The sequence below is a fragment of the Bradyrhizobium sp. RDI18 genome (genome assembly GCF_043203335.1).
Lineage (GTDB): Bacteria > Pseudomonadota > Alphaproteobacteria > Rhizobiales > Xanthobacteraceae > Bradyrhizobium > Bradyrhizobium retamae.
Genome location: NZ_JBICRN010000008.1, coordinates 5731160 through 5745662, shown reverse-complemented (window position 1 = coordinate 5745662; position 14503 = coordinate 5731160). Strand labels below are relative to the sequence as shown.

The 14503-nt window shown below is 64.1% G+C and carries 12 protein-coding genes, 1 tRNA gene, 1 other RNA gene and 1 pseudogene; 8 read left to right on the top strand and 7 right to left on the bottom strand.

The genetic code is table 11. From position 1 onward, the window contains the following. Positions 1–10: 10 nt before the first annotated feature. From ACFXS9_RS36790 to ACFXS9_RS36770, 5 genes are all read right to left on the bottom strand, one after another. Complete coding sequence (locus ACFXS9_RS36790; protein ID WP_392698010.1) at positions 11–2086, bottom strand: methyl-accepting chemotaxis protein; 2076 nt, start codon at positions 2084–2086, stop codon at positions 11–13. A gap of 118 nt (positions 2087–2204) precedes the next feature. Beyond that, the gene (locus tag ACFXS9_RS36785; RefSeq protein WP_392698007.1) at positions 2205–2765 is read right to left on the bottom strand and encodes a hypothetical protein; all 561 of its coding nucleotides are present in this window, start codon (positions 2763–2765) and stop codon (positions 2205–2207) included. A gap of 116 nt (positions 2766–2881) precedes the next feature. Then, positions 2882–3241, bottom strand: a transfer-messenger RNA (tmRNA) gene (gene ssrA / locus ACFXS9_RS36780). A gap of 47 nt (positions 3242–3288) precedes the next feature. Next, entirely contained in the window at positions 3289–3654 is a 366-nt protein-coding gene (locus ACFXS9_RS36775; RefSeq protein ID WP_334356556.1) for a hypothetical protein, read from the bottom strand. A 378-nt stretch (positions 3655–4032) separates the two neighbouring features. Then, a tRNA-Gly gene (locus ACFXS9_RS36770) sits at positions 4033–4106 on the bottom strand. Between the two features lie 118 nt (positions 4107–4224). Between ACFXS9_RS36770 and ACFXS9_RS36765 the strand changes: the two genes are divergently transcribed. The 3 genes from ACFXS9_RS36765 to ACFXS9_RS36755 all read left to right on the top strand — a co-directional run bounded on the left by ACFXS9_RS36765 (position 4225) and on the right by ACFXS9_RS36755 (position 6008). Beyond that, a complete protein-coding gene (locus ACFXS9_RS36765; RefSeq protein WP_392698004.1) occupies positions 4225–5064 on the top strand; it encodes a helix-turn-helix transcriptional regulator in 840 nt (279 codons plus the stop codon). A gap of 54 nt (positions 5065–5118) precedes the next feature. Continuing rightward, complete coding sequence (locus tag ACFXS9_RS36760; RefSeq protein ID WP_392698001.1) at positions 5119–5478, top strand: VOC family protein; 360 nt, start codon at positions 5119–5121, stop codon at positions 5476–5478. A gap of 128 nt (positions 5479–5606) precedes the next feature. After that, the gene (locus tag ACFXS9_RS36755) at positions 5607–6008 is read left to right on the top strand and encodes an SRPBCC family protein (protein ID WP_392697998.1); all 402 of its coding nucleotides are present in this window, start codon (positions 5607–5609) and stop codon (positions 6006–6008) included. A 173-nt stretch (positions 6009–6181) separates the two neighbouring features. On the opposite strand, the gene ACFXS9_RS36750 is transcribed toward ACFXS9_RS36755, so the two are convergent. After that, positions 6182–7615 carry an MATE family efflux transporter gene (locus ACFXS9_RS36750; protein WP_392697995.1) on the bottom strand — a complete coding sequence of 478 codons (1434 nt, stop codon included), beginning with the start codon at positions 7613–7615 and terminating at the stop codon, positions 6182–6184. A gap of 208 nt (positions 7616–7823) precedes the next feature. Here ACFXS9_RS36750 and ACFXS9_RS36745 point away from each other — a divergent pair. From ACFXS9_RS36745 to ACFXS9_RS36725, 5 genes and pseudogenes are all read left to right on the top strand, one after another. Then, a pseudogene (locus ACFXS9_RS36745) lies at positions 7824–9159 on the top strand (PQQ-dependent sugar dehydrogenase). Between the two features lie 131 nt (positions 9160–9290). Continuing rightward, positions 9291–10520, top strand: coding sequence for an acyltransferase (locus tag ACFXS9_RS36740; protein WP_392697993.1), 1230 nt, complete (start codon positions 9291–9293; stop codon positions 10518–10520). Between the two features lie 11 nt (positions 10521–10531). Then, positions 10532–11665 carry an ABC transporter permease gene (locus ACFXS9_RS36735; RefSeq protein ID WP_392697990.1) on the top strand — a complete coding sequence of 378 codons (1134 nt, stop codon included), beginning with the start codon at positions 10532–10534 and terminating at the stop codon, positions 11663–11665. Continuing rightward, positions 11662–12387, top strand: coding sequence for an ABC transporter ATP-binding protein (locus ACFXS9_RS36730; RefSeq protein ID WP_392697987.1), 726 nt, complete (start codon positions 11662–11664; stop codon positions 12385–12387). Before ACFXS9_RS36735 ends, ACFXS9_RS36730 begins: the two co-directional genes overlap by 4 nt. 13 nt (positions 12388–12400) lie before the next feature. Beyond that, entirely contained in the window at positions 12401–13297 is an 897-nt protein-coding gene (locus ACFXS9_RS36725) for an alpha/beta hydrolase (protein ID WP_392697984.1), read from the top strand. A gap of 20 nt (positions 13298–13317) precedes the next feature. On the opposite strand, the gene ACFXS9_RS36720 is transcribed toward ACFXS9_RS36725, so the two are convergent. Beyond that, entirely contained in the window at positions 13318–14424 is a 1107-nt protein-coding gene (locus tag ACFXS9_RS36720; protein WP_065747618.1) for a 2'-deoxycytidine 5'-triphosphate deaminase, read from the bottom strand. Positions 14425–14503: the final 79 nt, after the last annotated feature.

The following is a 14503-nucleotide window of genomic DNA, read 5'->3' as shown; positions in this document are numbered from 1 at the left end:
GCGAAGCGGCTCAGGCGGCGCGCACCGAGCTGAGGAATTTGCCGACCTCGCGCTTCAGCCGGTCGCTTTCGCCGGACAGCGATTTTGCTGCTGATAGCACCTGGGCGGAGGCGGAGCCGGTCTCGCTGGCACCGCGCTGTACGTCCGTGATGTTGGCAGAGACCTGCTGCGTGCCGTTCGCGGCCTGCTGTACATTGCGGGATATTTCCTGGGTCGCCGCGCCCTGCTCCTCGACGGCGACCGCGATGGTGGCGGCAATCTCCGACATCCGTCCGATGGTATCGCCGATCTCCTTGATGGCGCCGACCGATTCCTGCGTCGCCGCCTGGATGCCCGATATCTGCTGGCTGATCTCGCCGGTCGCTTTCGCGGTCTGCTCGGCCAATGCCTTCACTTCAGAGGCGACCACCGCAAAACCGCGCCCCGCCTCGCCCGCGCGCGCCGCTTCGATGGTAGCATTCAGCGCCAAGAGGTTGGTCTGGCCCGCGATGGTGTTGATCAGCTCCACCACGTCGCCGATGCGGGCGGCAGCCTTGGCGAGCTCGGCAACGCGGTCATTGGTCTTCTGCGCCTGCTCCACCGCCTCGCTGGCAATGCGCGCCGAGCCCTGGACCTGACGGCTGATCTCGTTGACCGACGACGCCATCTCTTCGGTGGCGGATGCCACCGATTGCACGTTGGTGGAGGCTTCTTCGGATGCCGCCGCAACCACGGTAGTCAGCTCTTCGGAACGCTCCGCGGTTGCGGTCAGCGTGCCGGCGGAGGCTTCCAGCTCGGTCGACGCCTGTGACACGATCTCGATGATCTCGCCGATCATTGCCTCGAAATCGCTGGTGATCCGGTCGACGCGCTGGCCGCGCTGGATTTTTACATCGGCTTCCACCGCGGCCGCCTCGTCGGCGGCCTGTTTGGCGATAAGGGCGTCCTTGAAAATCTGAAGCGAGCCCGCCATGGCACCGATTTCGTCGGCACGCTCGATGGTCGGGATCGTGACGTCATGCCGGCCGGCGGCGAGTTCGCCGACCACGCTGGTCAAGTTTGCCAGCGGCGTGATCACGCGCCGCCGCAGCATCACCGTGACGCCGGCAAGCACGGCGAGCAGCGCCACGACCGCAATACTCGCCAGCGCCAGCATCGTGAGCGCGCCATCGCGCGCGGCCCCTGCACGCTCCGCGGCTTCCGCGAGCGCCGCATCGCGCACCGCGAAGAAGGCCTGCACAGCCGGCACGATCGTGCTGGCGAGTTCATTAGAGCCGATCCCGTAATTTCCGTCGTTGCGGCCGGCCGCCATCACTTTTTCAAGCCATGGCGCGGCCTTTCCGAAATAGGCATCGATGGCGTCGTGCATCGCCTTGGCGAGACGCGGCGGACTGCCGATCTGATCCACACCGGCCTCGATCCGTTCGCGGTCGAGATCGACACGGCCTTGGGCGCGGTCCATGGTGGATATTTCAGCCGCCGTTACTGGACGGCGGGTGCTGATCGCAAGCGACATGGTGGCGGCGCGGCCGCCGGCGGAGATCCGCAGATCCTGCGCGGTGCGGGCGACATTCAGCAGCGCCGTCAGCGACGCATCCGCCATCGCCACCTGGTTCTCCAGCCGGTTCAACAGCGGCTCGAGGATTCCGACAACGGCGGCAATGCCCGGCAGAAAGCCCTTGACCGCCGCCGGGTCGCGCCCGCTCATCGGCAGGCTCAGCGCGCGATCGCTCGCCGCGCGAACCTCGGCAAGCTTGGCCGCCGCCTGGTTCAGGCCCTGGACGATCGCTGCGCCATCGTTGAGCGCGCCCACCACCGTCCGCGCCTTGGCGAACGCTGCATCGGCCGCCTGCACCGCTTTCGCAGCAACTTCCATCTGCGCGGGTGTCGCGGCCGTTTCCTGGAACAGCGGGCCGACATAGGGCGCCCGATAGCCGGCGACCTGCTGGCCAACCGCCAGCACCGCGCCATAGGCCTCCACGGTCTTGATCGCCTCGCTCTTGCTGGCAAAGGTACGGGATTGCGGGACAAGGACTCCGGCGCCAAGGACGACCGCCAGGACCGTCACCGAGAGCATCGATACCGCAAAGAGTCGACCGATCCGCATTTTGTGATTCCGCTGCGCGAGGGAGCGGTCAACGTAGGCGGAACTCGGCTAAGGCAGCCTTAATGCAGGCTTCAATGCAGCCCGGTAGAACTACGGGGCTGCATGTGGCTCTTGGCCGTCACGACCGCAGCGCCATTACCAACCGCACCGCGACCGCCGCCTGCCAGACCGAATAGAGGAATGAGATCTGGTCGAGGCCGAGCGCATTGTCGAGCGCCAGCAGCGTGCCGGTGAGCGTGCCCGTGATCAGCATCGGCCACCACGCCGCGGCGATGCGCGGTCCTGCCGGCAGCAGGCCGATTCCGAGCGCCATCACGGCGGTGCCGACTAGGCCGCCGGTCAATCCGGCGAGCAGATAGCGCATGACCGTAGCCGCCCCCACGGTCTGCCCCTCGATAAAGATGGCCGCGTTCACCGCGCAGACGAACGCAACCATGGTGATGATGGCGGCAAGCAAGGCTGCCCAAAGCGGATTGGCGCTGAAGCGCCGCACCAGAATGAAGACGAGCACGGCGAACGGCACCGCGATCAGCGAAATACGAAACTGGCCGGGCAAGCCGACGATCTGGTCGATCAACGCCGGTAGCAGCGGGGTGAGGATGCCGGAGATGACGCCGCCGGCGGCGACCATTAGCAGATTGTTGCGGGAGGTGTCAGCGGACGTGATCGCCTGGGTCAACGCTCACTCCTTGTTGCGACAACTCATGCCTAACACGGCAGGGACGGAAGTTGAAGGCAACGAGCGAGAAAGCGGCTGGGCAACAATAAAAGCCGCGCCAACCCGTGGGCTGACGCGGCGATGGCCGTTCTGTTGCTAGGTGGACCAACCCCGAACGGTTACGCCGCGAGGCGCACTTCGTTCAATGCAACGTTATCGTTTGCATTTAGGTTTTTGACCCGATAACGGCGGTATCATGCCGAGCACAATTCAGAGCTTCTTTGCGACCATCGATCCTGGTTCGCCCCCGCCTTAGCAGCCCTGGGATTCACCTTTCGGCAGAATCGATCTCACCGAGATGAGACCCTTAAGCTCAAGCTGCTAAGGTGGAGGCGCCGGGTACTGCCCCCGGGTCTGCCCGCAGTCCACTCTAAGGTTCAGCGCCATCGTCTTGCGACGAGGCGACCCTACGCGTGATCGCCGGTGAAAGATAGGCTTCTGTTGCCCGTAATCGACGGGTCGAGCTGGCGCCAGGTCTAAGGCATCACAATCCACCCTTCGGCACGAAGAAGCAGAGCTCGTCGCCGGTCCTCTTGTTTATGAACAGCACGGGCAAATGATCTGGCGTGTCTTCAGACTTGATGATGTCGGGTGGGATGACTTTCCATTGGCCGTCTTTGAGGTATTGCCACTGGTCCGAATGGTCGTCTGCGACGCGAAAGCGTGTTTTGAATACATCGCCGTTGTCGCAACACGATTTCCATGGAACACCGAGCCGGTGTTGGGCGGCAGGGTTCATTTCCTGTCTGTTGAACCACTCGTGGTGCGGCATCGACGCATCGTGAGCGTCAGCACGAAAAGACACCAGGAGAATACCGAACATCGTTAGCACGCGACCGAACGCTTTCATGGCAGCCTCCATTCTGGACTGTCATTAATTCGCGAATCACACGAACTCTCCGGCAACTAAGGAGGCCAGATTCCAAAAAAAATGGGAGCCCATTTTCTGAGCGGCTAACTCTTTCAGGCAAGACTGTTGCTTTCCTGTTCGTGCGGAACGAGTCGAAGGTCCTACCAGTGCAGCGGAGAAACTCTCGGCGTTCTTCGTCAGCGCCGGTTTACCGTCGAGCGAGCCCTCAACCGTAGAAACACGGGGAAGCTGAAATGCGGACTGCACTCATCGTCGCAATCACGCTTACGTTTGCGGATTGGCGGTTAGCCGAAGGCGTAGTCCGCCATCGTCGCGTTATCGCTGGATTGCGCCTGCGGCTAATCCACCCGCATGGGTTGGAGCGGGCGAAGGGAATCGAACCCTCGTATGCAGCTTGGGAAGCTGCCGTTCTACCATTGAACTACGCCCGCGGGTCGCGCCCCATGATTAGCCGACCGCGCGCCATTCGCCAAGCTGTTCCATTGGCCTCTTGCTCGCTGTCAACTTCCCCCGGTTGCACCGCCGCGCCCGCATCCTTAAGTAGGCGGGATGATCGCGACCACGCTTCTGGAACGCAAATCCATATCCGTCTTCGACTTTCGCTGTAGCGCGGGGCCGGGCGACAAGCCGTTCGCGGAGCAGCATGGCGGTCATTCGATTTCCTATGTGCGCAAAGGCAGTTTCGGCCTGCGCAGCCGCGGCAAGTGCAGCGAACTGGTGGTGGGATCGGTGCTGATCGGCCATCCCGGCGACGAATATACCTGTACCCACGAGCACGTCTGTGGCGACGAGTGCCTGTCGTTCTTCTTCGCCCCCGAGCTGGTGGAAACCATCGGCGACAGCCGGTCGCCGTGGCAGATCGGCTCCGCGCCGCCACTGCCGGAGCTCGTCGTGCTCGGCGAACTGGCGCAAGCGGCAGCAGATGGCAGCAGCGACATCGGCCTCGACGAGATCGGACAGGTGCTGGCGAGCCGCTTTGTCGAGGTGGTTTCCGGCAGGCCGCGCAAATCCGGCCCCGATGCGGCGCGCGACCGCCGCCGCGCGGTGGAAACCGCTCTGTGGATCGATGCCAATTCGCACCGTCAGATCAACCTGGAGGACGCCGCGGCCGAGGCCGGGATCAGCCCGTTCCATTTCCTGCGGCTGTTCTCGCAAGCGCTCGGCGTCACCCCGCACCAATATCTGGTGCGCTCGCGGCTGCGCCATGCCGCGCGGCGCTTGGCCTACGACGACAGCCCGATCACCGACATCGCCTATGACGTCGGTTTTGCCGACCTCTCCAATTTCGTGCGCACCTTCCATCGCGCCGCCGGCGCCTCGCCGCTGAAATTCCGCCAGGCCTCGCGGGGCATGCGCAAGATTTTCCAAGAACGGCTGGCCCTCCACTGACTAGGCTTTCTCCAGGCCGCGCGAGTTCGCGGCACTTTCTTGCTGGAGAATGTCATGTACGACCACATCGGATTACGCGTAGGCGATCTCGACGCCAGCGTGCGATTCTACAAGGCAGCGCTCGCACCCCTCGGCTTCGTGCTGTGCTCGCGGGATGATTCCGGCGCAGGCTTCGGCCCGAAGGGCGCGCCCGCGCTCTGGCTGCATCTGCACAAGGGATCTTCAGGCTCCGCCGCGCATGTCGCGTTCCGCGCCAAGGATCATGCGGCGATCCAGAAATTCCACGCCGAAGGCCTGAAGGCCGGCGGCCGCGACAATGGCGGCGCCGGGCCGCGGGCGGATTACAGCCCGACCTATTACGCCGCGTTCTTAATCGACCCCGACGGCAACAATGTCGAGGCGGTTTGTACGTAAGGTGCCCACTCTCTCCACGTCATTGCGAGGAGCGGAAGCGACGAAGCAATCCATGCCACGGCAAGCGGAGCGATGGATTCGCTTTGCTCCGGCTGAAAATCGATCCTCTTTAACCACGGACTCACATCATGGCCGCCATCCACAAGCAAATCACCATCGACGCCAAGCCTGACGAGGTCTGGGACGCGCTGCGCGACTTCGGCGCGCTGCATACGCGGCTGGTGCCGGGCTTCGTGACCGACACCAAGCTCGACGGCGACGCGCGCATCGTTACGTTTTCGAACGGCACGGTCGCGCGCGAAATCCTGGTCGATTGCGACGAGACGCGGCGGCGGCTGGTCTACGCCATTGTCAGCGAGCGCATCAGGCAACACAGCGCTTCCGCGCAGGTGTTTGCCGAGGCCGACGGACGCACCCGCTTCGTCTGGATCGCCGACGTGCTGCCGAACGAGATCGCACCCTACATGGACGCGCAGATGGATCTGGGCCTCGCCGCGATGCAGAAGGCGTTGGGCCGAGGCGCGGCCTGACCTGCCGCCAACGGCGCAAGGTGGCGTGGTCTTTCATGGCCAATGTTGGCGGCGGCCGATCAGGGCGGCGGCATCGAAGGCGGAAGCCGTCATTGCGATCGAAGCGAAGCATCCATTTCTTCCGGATACGAGGATGGATTGCTTCGTCGCTTCGCTCCTCGCAATGACGATCGTTACGACAGCGCCGGGCTGACCGCGGGCACCCGCTGCTTCGGCCCCCAGCGCGTCAGCACCACGCTGGCGCATGAGAGCACGCCGAGCAGCACCATGGAGGCTGCCGCCAGCATGAAAAAGTTCTGCGCGGTGGCGTCGTGCGTCAACAGCCACCAGCCACCGGCGCCGATGAATAACAGCCGCGCGGTCTGCGCCATGACCGGGCCGATCACCTTGGCCGCGCCCTGCGAGGAAAAATACATCGCGGTGGCGAGGCCGAGGAAGGCGTACATCGGCGCCGCCGTCGAAAGATATTGACGGCTCGCGGCACGCACGGCCGCATCTGATGTGAAGAGGTTTACCCAGATGTCGGGGAAGATTGCGATGAAGGTCGCGAATGTGCCGACCGAGGCGAATGCGACGAGTCCCGCCGTCCAGGCAATCTTGCGGGCCCGCGCGATGCGCTGCGCGCCGACGGCCATGCCGACCATCGGAACCGAAGCGATGCCGACCGCAAATGAGATCGAGGTCAGCATGAACTCGAGCCGCGCGCCGATGCCGTAGCCGGCGAGGACTTCGGTGCCAAAACCCGCCAGCATGTGCGTGAAGATACTGATCGTCAGCACCGACTGAAGCGGCGAGAAGCAGGCGATCACCCCGACCTTCAGGATGTCGATGAACATCGACCACTGAATACGAAGACCCCTGACCTTGGGAACGACGCGCGCGCGGCCGGAAAACAGATACCAGGACATCACGGAGATGCTGATCGAGTAAGCGATCAGCGAACCGGCCGCGACGCCGCTCATGCCGAATTGCGGGATCGGGCCGAACCCCAAGCTCAGCGTGCCGCCGAGAACGATCTGGCAAATCGCCGACGACAGCATCAACAGCGACGGCAGCTTCATGTTGCCGGTGCCGCGCAAAATGCCGGACATCGTGTTCATCAGCCACGGCACCACGGCGCCGCCGAAGAAGATCTGCGTGTAAGCGATCGCCTGGGTCAGCACGTTGCCGCGGCCGCCGAGCAGTTCGAGCAGTTTGGGGCCGAAGATCAGCATGCCCAGCATGAAGGCCAGCCCGAAGCAGAGGCCGATCATCAGCGCGTGCGCGGCAAGGGTCGAGGCGCGATCGAGGTCACCGGCGCCGAGCGCACGCGCGATCGCGGATGCCACGCCGCCGCCCATGGCGCCACCCGACATGGTCATGGTCAGGATGACGGTTGGAAACACCAGCGCCATGGCGGCGAGCGACTCCACGCCGAGCCGTCCGATGTAGGAGGTCTCGGCGATGACCACACAGGTGCCCGCGGTGAGCGCGATCACGTTCGGCCAGGCCAGCCACAACAGCGTGCGCAGGATCGGACCCTCGAGCAGCGCGTTTTTCGCCGGCGCCGCCCGTGGCGGAAGCGGGCGCTCGTCTACGGGAATTTCGGCAACGCCGAGATCGGACATTTCTGCTCCCAGCGCGCGGACTTGGGCAAACCGCGGCGCGCTGCTTCCTAGCATGGCGAAGCCCGATTCCACGTGCACGGGGCGCAATGGGGGCCTGCGGGATTGCGTGGCGGGCCTTCGGCCGGCCGTTTCACAGGGAATTCATGCCGGAACACGAACGTTCGGGCCGGCACTGCATTGTACGGGCGATATCCCGGAGAACCCTGCCATGCGCAAGACCCTCCTTCTGGCCATCTGCGTCGGCGCGTTGGCGCTGCCACTGGCCGCCTGTAGCGACCCCAAGGAGACCACGACCGTGGCGCAGAGCTATGGTCCTTCGCCCAACCTGCCGCCACCGGAACATTCCTGGATCCCGACGGTGGACATCGCGACCGTCAAGCGTTGGCCGAACGGCGCCACGCCGACCGCCGCAAACGGCATGACGGTCAGCGCCTTTGCCCTCGACCTCGAACATCCGCGTACCGTCTACACTGCCGAACGGCGACGTGCTGGTCGCCGAGAGCAACGCGCCGCCGAAGCAGGGCGGCAGCATGAGCATCAAGGGCTTTATCTACAAGCAGGCGCAGAACTGGGCCGGCGCCGGCGTTCCCAGCGCCAACCGCATCACGCTGCTGCGCGATGCCGACGGCGATGGCGTTGCCGAGCTGAGAACCACCTTCATAAGCGGGCTGAACTCGCCCTTCGGCATGGTGCTGGTCGGCGACGAGCTCTATGTCGCCAATTCCGATGCGATCATGAAATTCCCTTATCGCGAAGGCGACACCAAGATCGGCGGGCCCGGCGTCAAGCTTGCCGACCTGCCGGCCGGCCCCCTCAATCATCACTGGACCAAGGATCTCACTGCCAGCCCCGACGGCACCAAGCTCTATGCAACGGTCGGCTCCAACAGCAATGTCGGTGAAAACGGCATGGATGCCGAAAAGGATCGCGCCGCGGTGCTGGAAGTCGATCGCGCCAGCGGTCAATGGCGCGTGTTCGCTTCGGGCCTGCGCAATCCGAATGGCCCGGCCTGGAATCCAGCGACCGGCGAGCTCTGGGTCGTCGTCAACGAGCGCGACGAGATCGGCAACGACCTGGTGCCGGACTACATGACGTCGGTGAAGGACGGCGCGTTCTACGGCTGGCCGTACTGCTACTTTGGCGACCATGTCGACACCCGCGTCGAGCCGCGGCGGCCTGATCTCGTGCAGAAGGCGATGGCCCCGGATTATGCGTTGGGCGCGCATACTGCCTCGCTCGGGCTGACGTTTAACACTGGCAAGCTGTTTCCTGCCGAGATGGAGGGCGGCGCCTTCATCGGCCAGCACGGCTCATGGAATCGCAAGCCCCCTTCCGGCTACAAGGTGATCTTTGTCCCCTTCAAGGACGGCAAGCCATCCGGAGCGCCGCGGGACGTGCTCACCGGTTTCCTCAACGACAAGGGCCAGGCGCAGGGCCGCCCGGTCGGGGTGCGGCTCGACAAGCACGGCGCGCTGCTGGTGGCTGACGATGTCGGCAACACGATCTGGCGCGTGACGCCGGCGGCGAGGTCGGCATCGCGGTAAATCCCAGGGCCAGCCCGGCTGGGGGTACGCTCCGGAAGGGGCAGAGTTCCGCACGTTAGCAGGAACGAGCGCGCCGGCTCCACGTTGAACCCATGCCGGTTCCCAAATCAGTGGGATGGCAGCGTGGACGAATGGCCGTGTCACCACGGGTCAATGTGCCCCTCAGCAACTTGCGCGCGATTACCATCGTCATCGTGGTCGCATTTCACTCCATGCTGCCGTACCTCGCATCGCAACCGGCCGATCCCTTTCCGTTCGACGCACCGCCCTATCGCTGGATTGCATTCCCAATCCTCGATAACCAGCGCTGGTTCGGCTTCGACCTGTTCTGCGCGTGGCAGGATGTCAGCCTGATGTCGCTGATGTTTTTGCTGGCCGGTCTGTTCACGCCGTCCAGCCTCGGCCGCAAGGGGCCTCGCACCTACACCTTGGAGCGCTCGTGGCGGATCGGCCTGCCGTTCGTTTTTGCCGTCGGCGTTCTCAGCCCTCTCACCTACTTCGCGTCCTATCGGTTGACCGCGGCCGATCCCTCCTTCAGCACCTTTTGGCAACACTGGCGCGCGCTTCCGATGTGGCCTGCCGGGCCGCAATGGTTTTTGTGGCAGATCTTTCTGCTGGGCGCCGTTGCAGCCGCCGTCCACGCGTTCGCCCCGCATTGGCTTCGGGCATTGAGCGCACTCGTCGCCCGCGTTGCCGATCGCCCGCTAGTGTTCTTCATTGGGCTGGCGGCGCTCTCTGCGCTGGCCTATGTGCCGCTGGCGATGGCCTTCACACCGTGGGAGTGGACTTTTCTCGGCCCATTTTCATTTCAGCTCAGCCGGCCGCTGCACTACGTGGTCTATTTCTTCGCCGGATTTGCGATTGGCAGCCACGGCCCCGAGCACAGCATACTGCGTCCCGATGGTCCGCTTGCACGTCATTGGCTGGCCTGGCTTGCGGCCGCCATCGCTAGCATGTCCCTATGGGGCGGGCTCACATCGCTGACCATGCCGGAGTGGCAGGCGAGCGCGCCGCTCTTTCGACTGGCTTCGGCGCTGGCGTTTCCAGTTGCTTCCGCGGCCGCCGCTCTGTGTCTGCTCGCGATCAGCCTTCGGCTGCTGCAATCGCGCGACCGCCTGCTCGATAGCCTGTCCAGCAATGCCTACAGCATCTATCTGCTGCATTACGCCGTGGTCGTGTGGCTGCAATACGCGTTGCTTGATGTCGATCTCAACGCGATCGGCAAGGCGACGATCGTTTTTACCGCCGCGCTCGCCGCAAGTCTGGCTGCAAGCGCCGGAATAAAAATCGGCGTGAGAGTTCTCATTTCGCGCCATTCCGAGCCACGAGACGAGAGAGCCATCGCCAATCAACCGCGATAACGGATGCCGACATGTCGCTGGTACTGACACTTGCGTCCCGCAACCTGTTCCACGATCGGCTTCGCTTCGTCGCGACCATGGTCGGAATCGTCTTCTCGGTCGTCCTCGTCATGATCCAGATGGGCCTGTTCCTCGGGTTCGGCCGAATGGTCACGACCATGATCGACAATGCCTCGGCCGATTTGTGGATCCTGCCCAAGGGCGCCAAATGCTTCGAGGATCCTTCGCTGCTCGACGTCAAGCTGCGCGATCGCGTCGCAACCATGGAGGGCGTTAGCTGGGCCGTCCCGCTCGTGATCGGCTTCTCGGACTGGCGCCTGGAGCGCGGCGAGGTGACGCCGGTCTTCATTGTGAGCGCCGACCTGCGCGACGGCAGCCTGCAACCGTTCAACGTCGTGGACGGCAACGTGCAGGCGTTGACGCAAGGGGCGAACGTTGCGGTCGACCGCTCCTATTTTGACCGGCTTGGTGTCAGCGGCGTCGGCTCGACGGCAGAAATCCGTGGCCGCAAGGTGCGCGTGGTCGCGGTCACCGACGGAATCCGCTCGTTCGCTACGACGCCGTACGTGTTTGTGGACTTGAAAAACGCGCGCAACTACACCGGAACGCCGCGTGATCGCGCCAGCAGCGTTCTGGTTCGGCTGAAAAGCGATGCCGATCGGGAGAAGGCGCTCAGCGCCATTCGCGCGGAGGTTGGCGATGCAGAGGTTCTCACGTCGGACGATTTCCGAAGCCGCAGCCGGTCGTTCTGGCTGTTTGGCACGGGGGCCGGAGCCGCGCTGTTTGCCGGCGCATTGCTCGGAGTGATCGTCGGCACCGTGATCGTCGCGCAGACGCTTTACTCCAGCACCAAGGATCATCTGAATGAGTTCGCCACCCTCCGCGCGATGGGTTCCTCGAACGCCTATATCTACACCGTGATCATCTATCAGGCACTCATCAACGCCGTGATCGGATTTGCGATCGCCGCCGGGATCGGCTCGATCGTCGTCCAGATGACCGCCAAGAGCGCGTTGCCGATTGTCATCACGCCATGGCTGATGGCGGCGTTGTTCGCGCTGACGGTGGTGATGTGCGTAGCATCCGGCATTGGGGCAATCATCCGTGTCGTTCGTATCGATCCAGCCACGGTGTTCATGCGATGAATGACCATGTCGTCGAAGCCAAGTCGGTCGAGAAGACGCTGGGTCGCGGCGCCGGCGAGGTGCACGCATTGCGAGGCATCGATCTCGCGCTGCGGCGGGGCGAGCTGACGTTGCTGATGGGCCCCTCGGGCAGCGGCAAGACCACGCTGCTGTTGGTCCTCGGATGCATGCTGACGCCGAGTTCGGGCAGCGTCACCGTATGCGGGACGCCGACAGCCGACGCCGACAAGGAAGCGCTCGCCAGGATTCGGCGCGAGCATGTTGGTTTCGTATTCCAGTCCTATCATTTGTTCCCGACGCTGACCGCGACCCAGAACGTGCAATTGGCGCTGGATATTCGTGGCGAGCACGGCAGGCGCGCTGCGCAGAAGTCGCGGGACGCCCTTGCAATGGTCGGGCTCGAGCAAAAGGTGAACAGTTTGCCGGGCGGGCTCAGCGGCGGCGAGCAGCAAAGGGTCGCGATCGCGCGGGCTCTCGTCGCAAACCCTTCCGTCGTTCTTGCCGATGAGCCGACCGGAGCACTGGATGGAAAAAACGGCCAAAGCATCATGCGTATTCTCGCCGATACCGCCCATGAGCGTGAGCGGGCGGTGCTGGTCGTTACCCACGATCCGCGCGTGGTCCCCTACGCCGATCGCATCGTCGAGATCGAGGACGGTCTTATCGTGCAGGAGCCTACCGACCGCCCGCGCATGCCCACAGCCGTGCCGTTCCGGGCCTGACGCAAGGGCCGCCATGAGCCTGCGAGCCGAACTTTTGCGCATTGGTATTCGCATGCTGCTCAAGCGGCGCGGCGGAAGTCTCGATGTCGAGGCATGGCGGCGGAACATGCGTGCGATGGAACGGTTTGTGCCGCATCCGCCCGCCCGGAGCGCAACGGTCGAGATCGAGGCCGGCCGGGTGCGATTTCACCGGGTTACCATGCCGGCATCCCGGCCCGAGCGTAACGTGCTCTATCTCCATGGCGGCGCCTATGTTTCCGGCGCACCGGTCCATTACCGGCACTTCCTCTGGCGGATTGCCGACGCTTTGCAAGCCCGCGTCTGGGCGCTCGAATACCGGTTGGCTCCCGAGCATGTCTTTCCGGCGGCGCTTGAGGATGCGGTCGAGAGCTATCGTTGGCTTGCCGGCAATGCCCCCGACGTCCGTCAATTGTTCGTGGTGGGAGATTCCGCCGGCGGCGGCTTGGCGCTGGGCCTGCTGTTGAGGCTGCGTGACGATGGCAAGCTGCTTCCGGCCGCGGCCGTCGCCTTGTCGCCCTGGACTGACCTTGCCCTGACCGGCGCTTCGCTGAAGACGAATGCAGCGGCCGATCCGATGCTGAATGTCGAGGATCTCCCCGACCTGGCGAAGCTCTATCTCGGCGGAGCCGATCCGCGTACGCCCTATGCTTCGCCGCTCTACGGCGATCCCGCCGGATTGCCGCCGGTGCTTATTCAGGTCGGCAGCGATGAAATTCTCAGGGACGACGCTGTCCGCATGGCGGAGAAGCTGCAGTCGCACAATCCGCGCAGCAAACTCGAGATCTGGCGGCGCATGCCGCACGTCTGGCAATTGTTCGTGCCAGTGTTGCCTGAAGCCCGTCAGGCGATTGCGCAGATCGGCGAGTTCATCTCTGATGTCCGTGACTGAGGTGCGATCCGCGCAAGCGGTCAGACCCGGAAATGCTTGGAGAGCTTCAAGCCCTGCGCCTGATAGTTCGAACCGATGCGCTGGCCGTACATCGCATCGGGCCGTGACAGCATTTTCTCGTAGACCAGACGGCCGACGATCTGGCCGTGTTCGAGGATGAACGGCACCTCGCGCGAGCGCACCTCGAGCACGGCGCGCGCGCCCTGCCCGCCGGCACCGGCATAGCCGAAGCCGGGATCGAAGAATCCGGCGTAGTGCACGCGGAATTCGCCGACCAGGGGATCGAACGGCACCATTTCGGCGGCGTAATCCGGCGGCACCTGCACGGCCTCCTTCGAGGCCAGGATGTAGAACTCGCCGGGATCGAGGATGAGGCTGCCGTCTGATCGAGCCGGGATCGGCTCCCAGAATTCGTCGACCGCATAGCCGCCGCGACGGTCGATATCGACCACACCAGTATGGCGCTTGGCGCGGTAGCCGACGAATCCGCCTGTGTTCTCGCCGGAGAGATCGACCGACAGCGCCACGCCATTGGCGAGATCGGCGTCATCGATATCGACCAGGCGCTCGGCGCCATGCAGCGCGTCGAGCTCGTCGGCATTGAGGATGGCGTCGCCGGTGCGGAAGCGCACTTGTGATAGCCGCGAGCCCTCGCGCAGCAGCACCGGAAACGTCTTCGGGCTGATCTCGGCATAGAGCGGGCCGTGATAGCCCGCGCCGATCATATCGAAGCGACGGGTGCCGTCGGCAATCACGCGGGTGAAGACGTCGAGCCGTCCGGTCGAGCTCTTCGGATTGGCGGCGGCCACGATCTCCGGCGGCAGCGCCAGGCTTTCCAGGAGCGGCACGATGTAGACGCAATTGGTCTCCAGCACCGCGCCGTCGGAGAGATTTATTTCATGCAGCTTCAGTTCGTCGATGCGCTCGGCAACGGTCGCGCCCGGCCCAGGCAGGAAGCTCGCGCGTACCCGATAGGCAACGTCGCCGAGGCGCAAATCGAGGCTTGCGGGCTGGATCTGGCTCTCGACAAAGGGATAGGCCGGCAAGATGAGGCCCGCATCCGCCATCGCCGCGATCATGCGGTCGGGTAGAATTCCGTTACCGTCGGGCGGAAGCGTGAACGACACGGCGCGGTCCTCTGAGGTGGCCCTGGATGCCCAAATATCATCCAAACCTCGTAAATATGGGCTTTTAGGGGTTATCCGA

What these genes read in the sequence shown, in the direction of transcription:
- ACFXS9_RS36750 (WP_392697995.1), bottom strand. Translation starts at nt 7,615, where the DNA reads ATGTCCGATCTCGGCGTTGCCGAAATTCCCGTAGACGAGCGCCCGCTT.
- ACFXS9_RS36735 (WP_392697990.1), top strand. Translation starts at nt 10,532, where the DNA reads ATGTCGCTGGTACTGACACTTGCGTCCCGCAACCTGTTCCACGATCGG.
- ACFXS9_RS36725 (WP_392697984.1), top strand. Translation starts at nt 12,401, where the DNA reads ATGAGCCTGCGAGCCGAACTTTTGCGCATTGGTATTCGCATGCTGCTC.
- ACFXS9_RS36755 (WP_392697998.1), top strand. Translation starts at nt 5,607, where the DNA reads ATGGCCGCCATCCACAAGCAAATCACCATCGACGCCAAGCCTGACGAG.
- ACFXS9_RS36790 (WP_392698010.1), bottom strand. Translation starts at nt 2,086, where the DNA reads ATGCGGATCGGTCGACTCTTTGCGGTATCGATGCTCTCGGTGACGGTC.
- ACFXS9_RS36760 (WP_392698001.1), top strand. Translation starts at nt 5,119, where the DNA reads ATGTACGACCACATCGGATTACGCGTAGGCGATCTCGACGCCAGCGTG.
- ACFXS9_RS36765 (WP_392698004.1), top strand. Translation starts at nt 4,225, where the DNA reads ATGATCGCGACCACGCTTCTGGAACGCAAATCCATATCCGTCTTCGAC.
- ACFXS9_RS36740 (WP_392697993.1), top strand. Translation starts at nt 9,291, where the DNA reads ATGGCCGTGTCACCACGGGTCAATGTGCCCCTCAGCAACTTGCGCGCG.
- ACFXS9_RS36775 (WP_334356556.1), bottom strand. Translation starts at nt 3,654, where the DNA reads ATGAAAGCGTTCGGTCGCGTGCTAACGATGTTCGGTATTCTCCTGGTG.
- ACFXS9_RS36730 (WP_392697987.1), top strand. Translation starts at nt 11,662, where the DNA reads ATGAATGACCATGTCGTCGAAGCCAAGTCGGTCGAGAAGACGCTGGGT.